Genomic DNA, 7,241 nt, shown 5'->3' on the forward strand with positions numbered 1-7,241 from the left:
GGCGGCTAGTCGGAATCCTAGCAACACCCGGGCCGGTCCGCCTTACAGCTCAATTGCGGGTCGTCTTCTGCTCGGCAGCGACGAGCCGCCGAAACTCCGCCAGCGCCTCGGCTGCCGTGGCATCCGTCATGCGCCGCAAATCGGCCAGCAGCTTGCGCGCGATCTCCTTCGTGCTCATCGCGTCAGCTTGTAGTTGGAGCGCTCGATCGCCGCGAGGCAGGCGAGGGCGACCAACTCGAGTTTGAAGATGCCATTGATCTCGGTCAGTCCACCCGGAATGTGCTCCACCGTGAACTTGGTGGGATGCTGGCCATTCTGCAGCGACCAAAGAATGGCCGCCTCTAGCGTCTCCAGCAGCGCGTTGGTCTCTTTCTCGTTCATCGCTTGCCACCCTTCGCCAGCGCCTGCTCGAGCAGCCGGCGCATGGCCTCAGAGCGAGATACGCCTGCGCCATGTGCCCATTTATCAATTGCCTCCACTAGCTCGTGAGGAGGCCGGAACGCCACCAGCGGCGTGATTCCGGTGGATGGCCGCCCTGGGGGGCGCCGTTTTTGTTTATCAGAAATTATTGCCTTTGCCATGTTTCTGTTATACACGACAGACGAGCCGGACGGAAGGGCCGCAACCCACCGTCCGGCTCTAACCGCAACCCCGAGAGAGAAGGAATTCGGGATCATGGCTATTGAAGAACCTACCACGAAGCCCCGGACACTGTTCGACGTGAACCATGAGCTTCACGACCTGATGCTGCGGATCGAGACGGCGTCCGACATTGTTCTTGATGTCGCGCAGCCGCTGCATGACAGAGAAGCCACCCATTACATCATCACGCGGCTGTCCTTCTGCTGTGAAATCATCGACGAGGCGTGCGCCAAGGTCCGGCAGCTCGGCGACGAAGCTCAGTCGATCGGCCGCGAAGCGGGGCTCGCATGAGCACACGTCGCGCCTTCGTCGCTGGTCTGACCGGCGCTCTCTCGATCCCGGCGGCGGCGTTGCCGACGCCTGCCAAGGCTGACGTCGCCAGCGTGAAGCGGGCCGTCGACGATCTCACCGCCGCCATGGCCGAGCTCCATGGCGCCCAGTGGCCCCAGTGGGAGGCACACGTCGACCACGACACCGGCTTCATCCTGATACAGCCTAAGCGGAAAGGCGGTGGCCAATGAGCACGAACGAATGCCCCAATGGCCTTGCCCACCTCCGCGGAGGTGTCGCATGCCCTGCTCGGCCTGCAGGGCATTTTCTGGGCCCTAAACATGCTCGTCGTTCATCATGCCGCCGACGACATCGCTCACGAACAGGCCCGAAGCGACGGCATCGAAAAGCTGATCGTGGCAGCCTGCTGCGGCGGTCCGCGAGTTCACCCAGATGGGCGGCAGGGACTCACGGCCGAGATGGCGCGGCTAGCGTAGGCGCGGGCTGGGCTGGCTGACCCTGGATAGGGGCTCGGGACGGTTCGGTGTTTGAGGGCGGCGACACCGGCGTCGAAGGCGAGGAGACCGTCGGCAGCGGGGGCGTGGCGCCGGGCGACATGGTCTCCGGCATGCGGCCGCCATTGCCGATCGAGCCTGGTGGTAGCTGCGCCAGTACTGGCGTTGCGACGATCATGGCGGCGAAAGCGAGGATGAAGGTGGTGTGCATGCATTGCATATGGTGGGACCTCCTCATCGAGCTTTGCCCGAGCGAGGTGCGCTGTCATGCAATGTGGCAACCCGTCGAGCACCGCGTGCGGTGAGAACTAGGGCGCTGTCGCGGGCCTCCACGAGCGCCAAGAGATTCAATCTCGTGAGGTAGTCGAGGCACAATCCCGTTTGATCGAACCTAAAGGCGATTCTCTGAAGTACACTTTCTTCGTTGGGACTGAGTTCGACGAGCAAGCCACGTTCCATGACGCCGCCTCCATCGTGCGGAGGCCAGCAAGGTCACCTCCAGCCCGGCAGCGCAAGGCTGTGCAAATATGAACAGTCGGGTGGCCTGAGCTCGCCACCGGTGGCCAAGGCGAGCCGCTTGCTATTGCGCTATCGTGTCGGCGCGCACTCCCGCGCTCACACTAGGATACAGACTATGGCTTCTGGCACGGTCAAATGGTTCAACGCTAAAAAGGGCTTCGGCTTCATTCAACCTGATGGCGGCGGAAAGAATGTCTGCCAGTTTCAAGAACTTTTTTGCGTAATATCAACGAGTTAGTATTTTAACGGACAGGTTTACCCACCATCCTACCCCCCTTCAGAGCCGCATGCCTCCGGACAAAGTGCTCGCGAAGGGGCGAGCAGGGACCAGAACAAGCGAACCTTCTTCACTCTTGCCGTCCGCGGGGCTGCCGGTAACGGATCGCATCAATTTGATCACGCGGCGCAAACATTTTCTTCCCGCACCGCAACAATGCGGCTACGTTCCGTTAGTGTGTGGGAAGAGGCGCCACTGGCCGTCTAGGCCCTCGTGTCTCTTCGGGAAGGGTGTGGGGCGGTACGGTTTAAAGCGTACCGCTCCCACTCCAGCAGCCAACGGTATCCAGAATCGTCACCCGTCGATGGCGCGAGGGTCACGCCGTTGCCACAGCGGCCCTCTTTCATCTTTGATGCAAATCTCATAGATGCTGTGGCGCCGTCGGGCACCTGCTTGAGCAGCTTCCCACTGCTCAAGCCCACACACACATGCGCAGGGTCGACGGCCCCTTTCCCCACCTCTAAATCAGCGCGCGGAGCAACCCTCATAGGTTTGCGCGTCCTACGCGAGGCCTAACCTTCGTCTCCTGGTTTGGGGCGCAGGGAGCGAGGGCTACCGTAGAGTAGCCGCGCGCGAGCAATCACGGGCGGCCCCGACTGGGCGACAGCGCGGCGAACCACGCCAGTCAATCGAGGTCGCAGACTTTGCGCGCCCCCGGATCTTGCCGTGCGCCCACGGGAGCCTTGCGACGGTTGCGGTTGTTGCGACAGTTGAACAACGGTTCAGGTATGATGAGCAGCCGGGTAGTAGTGGCGGGCCCGCGCGGACTACGCCGCGCGAACAGTGGTGTGGGTCACTGCGGCTGTCCCTAAAGCTTCAACCACCCGCCTGCCCCCTTCGGTCAGGGCGGATGTTCCGTAGCAATTTTAAGACATCAAACGGGTTGACCGTTATCAAGCACCCTCCGAATTGCCATTACAGTCCCACCGGCTCCGGCGAATACCTCTTAAGAGGTGGTCCGATAAACTAGGCACTCTCACGGTTTCGCCAGAAAATTGCATTGAGGAGCGGGGGCATGGTTTGCCGTGTGGGGCGAGTCGATTGCAACGCTCTTCTTTTGGGGTGGAGCGGTGCGGCCAGTCCGTACCGCTCCTACTCAGAAGCCAAGGTTCGGCAACTCGACTCCTTCATCGGCGTTAAAACCGCAAGCGCATGAAGACTTTTGGCCTTACCCGCCCAGTCTTGCGTTTTGGCCCATCCGACTTCTCTGCCGGATGGGCCTTCTATTTAGAGGTCCGAATGGTCGGAGGAATGACGATATGATGCAGCGGCACAGCATCCTTGCCGGCAAATGCTATCGGGACAGGCTCGGCGCGATTTATAGAGTTGTTGGCTTCGATGGCAACGGGGTGCAGTGCGTTCTCTATCACCGTACTGACCAAGGCGGCTTCGTTGAACGAGAGCATTCCCAGAGTTGGTCTGACTTCCTTGAGGACCTTCAAGGGGAGGTCGAATGCCCCTTGCCCCGGCAGTAGGGAGGTCAAATCGGCCGCCGAAGTGGATCAAACCCCAGCTCACGCGCCTGGTGGACGAGGCGCCGACGGGCAAGGAATGGGTCCACGAGATCAAGTATGGCGGCTATCGCATGCACGCCCGGATCGACGGCGGCAAGGCGGTGCTGCTGACGCGCAGCGGCCTGGATTGGTCGCACCGCTATGGGCGCACGGTGGAGGCGTTGCAGCGGCTCCCGGTCAAATCCGCCTATCTCGATGGCGAGCTATGCCCCTCAATGCCGAGGGGGTACCCGTTTTCAGCCGGCTCCAGGCAGCAGCCATGGACGAGGGCGAGACCGATCAGCTCGTCTTCTATGCCTTCGACCTGCTTTTCCTGGATGGAGCGAGCACCGCATCGCTGCCTCTGGTCGAGCGTAAGGCCAAGCTAAAGCGCCTGTTCCGCCGCAAGGTCGCTGGCTTGCTCTACAGCGAGCACGTTACCGGCGATGGTCCTAAGTTCCGCGCTCAAGCCTGCAAGCTCGGGCTCGAGGGCGCCATCTCCAAGCCGATCGGCCGTATGCCCCGGCCGACCGCGGGCTCTGGGTCAAGTCGAAGTGCCTCAACCGCGAGGAATTCGTGGTCGTCGGCTGGACTGACCCCGAGGGTAGCCGGTCGGACATCGGCGCGCTGCTGCTGGGCTACTACACCGAGGACGGGCGGCTAATCTATGCCGGGCGCGTTGGCACCGGCATGACGGTAAAGGAGCTGAAGCGCTTGGCAGGCGTGCTGAAGCCACTGGCAGTGCCGAAGATGCCCCTTGCCGAGCCGCCGCCGCGCGATAGCCGATTCGGCTCGCCGCTCAAGCTGTCGAAGGTGCACTGGGTGCGGCCGGAGGTGGTCGTTGAAGTGACGTACCTGACGTGGACCGAGGACAATCTCCTGCGGCAGGTGTCGTACCAGGCGCAGCGAGAGGACAAGCCCGCGAGGCAGGTGGTGCGGTCGATTCCGCACCCGCCACTACGGAGTCCGTGAAGGAACTATCAAGATACTTTTGGCGTTTCGAAGCCCAGGGGAACCCCGGCCCACGGTGTTGCATCCGGAAGCCATGAAGGAAGGACAGCCGCCACTCACTCGGAACAAGAGAGTGCTTTACGCCGCATTAGGGATGGCGGGGAGAGCTTGCTCGCTGGCACCGTGGGTGCGAGCGAGCTGCACAGGTTGTTGGTACTTCGATTCATTCAGTGGAATGGAAAGTCTTGGGGCTTGACATCTTGGGGAGGAATGCGCCCGCGCACTCTTCGGCGAGGACCCCTAGATCGAGAGAACCGATCCCGCCTATCCACGTGTAGCGGTGCCGGCTTGCCTCGTTTCCTGCGCGCCCGCCCCGACCGCCCGTCCCACGGCCGGGGCGGGCTGATTAAAGAACGCTAGCCTTTAGGCGTCCTAAACGGAGACGCAATAGCCGGCGCTTAGAACCTGTACGCAACGAGCAGCGTGTGCCCTCCTGCGCAAAAACTGGACAACAATGTCAGCTACGGCGAAGCTCGTGGTCCGCCGAAAATGCCAGCAAGGCGCTGCTTCCCAAGTTCTGTTAGCTCCAGCCCTAACGGTCCCTCTTGAATGAGCGCCAGCCTCGTCAAACGCTGTGTGTGAACGTCCGCTATTTGAGTGGATCCACGGGAAATGCGCCGCAGCGCCATTTCCTCGTTCGGGCTAAGAGGCGCAAGCAGTCCCCGTTCCATGGGCCGCCCGCCGTCAAATCGTACAGAGCCGCAAGTGCGGCTTTCCGTTGGTGCGCATGCATCCTCCAATGAGCGATGTTCGCAATAGGCCCCCTTCCGGGCAGCCAGACGCCGATGTAGGAAAGCCTACGTTCCAGTCAACGAGCGGGTCGATTTTTCCTGTGCCCCTGAGCAGTCACGACCGGATGGTGTGTCGGGTCAGACTTTGCACTGCAGGCCTACTGCTGCTTGCGTGATTTGTTTGCAACACCTTTAAGCTTGCGTCTCCCGCCCGCGCATCCTTTAGAAGCTAGCTGGCGTTCCTAGCTGTTGACGCGAGGGAAGCATCTGGCATGTCCGACAACACCGCGCTGGCAAGTGAAAAGAGAGAAGTTGCGCGTCGTGCGAGACGGTTGGCTTGCACGCTATTGTCAGAGGATGACAGGGTCCGGCTAACACGATTTGCCGACGAGCTGGACAGGGAGGCAGCGGCCCTCGAGCGATCGACTATTACGTTCGTAGTTTGGCCCGATGTCGCGCCACGCTTGCAAACGCAGGAACAGCAGCAATCGTCTGCGTCGTCGACCCAAGCCAATGAGCGGAAGGAAAAGGACTAACGGAAAGCCCGCTATCGGCATTTCAGTCGATCATGGGATCTTTACGAGCCCGTCGACGCCCGTCCATTGCACCTTACCGAGCATGCGAGATTCGCGGAATTCGTTAGTCAATCTTTCGGTACCACCAGAGTATCGCCCAGACCGCCAAGGCTGCCGCGGCGATGCAAATCATGCCGATCAGCGTGCTCCCGTTAAACAGGGTCATAAATTCGCGCATGTCGAACAATGATGCGTTTTTCTGCAGTTGCTGATCTAGCCGCTTGTTTGGTCGCTCCTTCGGACACGAGGCGTCAGCAGACCCGAGAGCGCCAGCATCACGAGGAGCATTCCGCCGCCGCCGCGCCGACCGCTGCCTATTTCCGCTAGCATACGAAACCAAGTCATATCCGACCCAAACCGGCTCACCTCGAAACCGCGGTGCTACGGTAAGAGAGACCCGCGCCTGCCCTAACGGAACTGGCGTGCATCGCGGGGGCGCAGTCTCCTCTCGCTATCAACGTTCTGCCACAGGAAGCGCCAGGCCTTAGGAAGTTGCCGGCAGTAGTCGCGGCGTTAATGGCGAGCATCAATTTACGTCCGGGTAGTTCACCGCTCGAGTGGGCGACTTTCCGCCTTGGCCGCTTTCCGGTCAGCCGATCCACGGCTGCAGGGTGTCGCTGCGGATCTTCGACCTCGTCCAGGCGATAGTCCTGCATGCCCTTTTCCTTGGTCGGCTCCACAACGCACACCCAAGCCTCGGAGCCACAACGGGAGCAGCTAAACCGCTTCGTTCGATAGTCCACGTCGAGCAGAGCAGTGAGCCGCAATGCGGCGTAGCGCCGGCAGGTGTCGCATCGCACCCACATAGGGCCGAACGTCTTTTGCAGGGCGCGAAAGGTGTGGGGCTTGTGTGGCCACGGCCCGGTCATGATCGAAGATAACGCTACAGGCCGTCTCCGGTCTCGTGCATGCACCTGCTAGCACTGTGCGGCATGCGGGCGCGCTGCAGTGCAGGCACGAGCGGCGTCTGTCGCCCAGAAGCTGTTAGGCTAAACGTAGGATAATCTGGCGCGCGCGCCGAGCAGCTTGTTGGGCGAAGTGTCGACCGTTGTACTCCATTACGAAGCGCGGTAGATCCGGATGTCGAGCGGACAGTGTTTCAGCATATTTGCGAGCCGCCTCCTCTAGCGCGGGTTCGACTTCGGGAGCCGCCAGGCAAGCTAGCGTGCGAGCGGCATCTTCCAAGCGATCTGGGTCGATCGGAAAAA

At 61.3% G+C, this 7,241-nt stretch carries 11 protein-coding genes and 1 pseudogene; 7 read left to right on the plus strand and 5 right to left on the minus strand.

Translation table 11 applies throughout. From position 1 onward, the window contains the following. Window positions 1-49 precede the first annotated feature (49 nt). The 3 genes from RSO01_RS49710 to RSO01_RS50225 are packed head-to-tail and all read right to left on the minus strand — an operon-like array spanning window position 50 to window position 677. On the minus strand, window positions 50-178 hold the full coding sequence (locus tag RSO01_RS49710; protein WP_281291648.1) for a hypothetical protein: 129 nt from the start codon (window positions 176-178) through the stop codon (window positions 50-52). Next, entirely contained in the window at window positions 175-381 is a 207-nt protein-coding gene (locus RSO01_RS45255) for a hypothetical protein (RefSeq protein WP_147157201.1), read from the minus strand. Before RSO01_RS45255 ends, RSO01_RS49710 begins: the two co-directional genes overlap by 4 nt. Next, window positions 378-677, minus strand: a complete 300-nt coding sequence (locus RSO01_RS50225) for a ribbon-helix-helix domain-containing protein (RefSeq protein WP_147157202.1) — start codon at window positions 675-677, stop codon at window positions 378-380. Before RSO01_RS50225 ends, RSO01_RS45255 begins: the two co-directional genes overlap by 4 nt. Between RSO01_RS50225 and RSO01_RS45265 the strand changes: the two genes are divergently transcribed. The 5 genes and pseudogenes from RSO01_RS45265 to RSO01_RS45285 form a co-directional block, all read left to right on the plus strand. Continuing rightward, on the plus strand, window positions 676-933 hold the full coding sequence (locus tag RSO01_RS45265; RefSeq protein ID WP_147157203.1) for a hypothetical protein: 258 nt from the start codon (window positions 676-678) through the stop codon (window positions 931-933). The genes RSO01_RS50225 and RSO01_RS45265 overlap by 2 nt on opposite strands. Then, window positions 930-1,163, plus strand: a complete 234-nt coding sequence (locus tag RSO01_RS45270; RefSeq protein WP_147157204.1) for a hypothetical protein — start codon at window positions 930-932, stop codon at window positions 1,161-1,163. Before RSO01_RS45265 ends, RSO01_RS45270 begins: the two co-directional genes overlap by 4 nt. Window positions 1,164-1,181: 18 nt before the next feature. Then, the gene (locus tag RSO01_RS45275; protein WP_147157205.1) at window positions 1,182-1,409 is read left to right on the plus strand and encodes a hypothetical protein; all 228 of its coding nucleotides are present in this window, start codon (window positions 1,182-1,184) and stop codon (window positions 1,407-1,409) included. A gap of 47 nt (window positions 1,410-1,456) precedes the next feature. Beyond that, window positions 1,457-1,732 carry a hypothetical protein gene (locus RSO01_RS45280; protein WP_147157206.1) on the plus strand — a complete coding sequence of 92 codons (276 nt, stop codon included), beginning with the start codon at window positions 1,457-1,459 and terminating at the stop codon, window positions 1,730-1,732. 329 nt (window positions 1,733-2,061) lie between these two features. After that, window positions 2,062-2,142 (plus strand): annotated as a pseudogene (locus RSO01_RS45285) (cold-shock protein); the annotation flags it as partial. 1,304 nt (window positions 2,143-3,446) lie between these two features. Here the strand turns inward: RSO01_RS45285 and RSO01_RS45290 are convergent. Beyond that, on the minus strand, window positions 3,447-3,665 hold the full coding sequence (locus RSO01_RS45290) for a hypothetical protein (RefSeq protein ID WP_147157208.1): 219 nt from the start codon (window positions 3,663-3,665) through the stop codon (window positions 3,447-3,449). Between the two features lie 11 nt (window positions 3,666-3,676). Here RSO01_RS45290 and RSO01_RS45295 point away from each other — a divergent pair, with 11 nt between their 5' ends. Further along, the gene (locus RSO01_RS45295) at window positions 3,677-4,105 is read left to right on the plus strand and encodes an ATP-dependent DNA ligase (protein WP_147157209.1); all 429 of its coding nucleotides are present in this window, start codon (window positions 3,677-3,679) and stop codon (window positions 4,103-4,105) included. 187 nt (window positions 4,106-4,292) lie between these two features. After that, a complete protein-coding gene (locus RSO01_RS45300; RefSeq protein WP_170303868.1) occupies window positions 4,293-4,688 on the plus strand; it encodes an ATP dependent DNA ligase in 396 nt (131 codons plus the stop codon). 2,329 nt (window positions 4,689-7,017) lie between these two features. Here RSO01_RS45300 and RSO01_RS48735 read toward each other — a convergent pair. Next, window positions 7,018-7,241, minus strand: a 224-nt coding sequence (locus RSO01_RS48735) for a hypothetical protein (RefSeq protein ID WP_218037663.1), incomplete at its 5' end; no start/stop codon positions are given.

The organism is Reyranella soli, assembly GCF_007992495.1.
Lineage (GTDB): Bacteria > Pseudomonadota > Alphaproteobacteria > Reyranellales > Reyranellaceae > Reyranella > Reyranella soli.

What these genes read in the sequence shown, in the direction of transcription:
- RSO01_RS49710 (WP_281291648.1), bottom strand. Translation starts at nt 178, where the DNA reads ATGAGCACGAAGGAGATCGCGCGCAAGCTGCTGGCCGATTTGCGGCGC.
- RSO01_RS45255 (WP_147157201.1), bottom strand. Translation starts at nt 381, where the DNA reads ATGAACGAGAAAGAGACCAACGCGCTGCTGGAGACGCTAGAGGCGGCC.
- RSO01_RS45265 (WP_147157203.1), top strand. Translation starts at nt 676, where the DNA reads ATGGCTATTGAAGAACCTACCACGAAGCCCCGGACACTGTTCGACGTG.
- RSO01_RS50225 (WP_147157202.1), bottom strand. Translation starts at nt 677, where the DNA reads ATGATCCCGAATTCCTTCTCTCTCGGGGTTGCGGTTAGAGCCGGACGG.
- RSO01_RS45270 (WP_147157204.1), top strand. Translation starts at nt 930, where the DNA reads ATGAGCACACGTCGCGCCTTCGTCGCTGGTCTGACCGGCGCTCTCTCG.
- RSO01_RS45275 (WP_147157205.1), top strand. Translation starts at nt 1,182, where the DNA reads ATGGCCTTGCCCACCTCCGCGGAGGTGTCGCATGCCCTGCTCGGCCTG.
- RSO01_RS45295 (WP_147157209.1), top strand. Translation starts at nt 3,677, where the DNA reads ATGCCCCTTGCCCCGGCAGTAGGGAGGTCAAATCGGCCGCCGAAGTGG.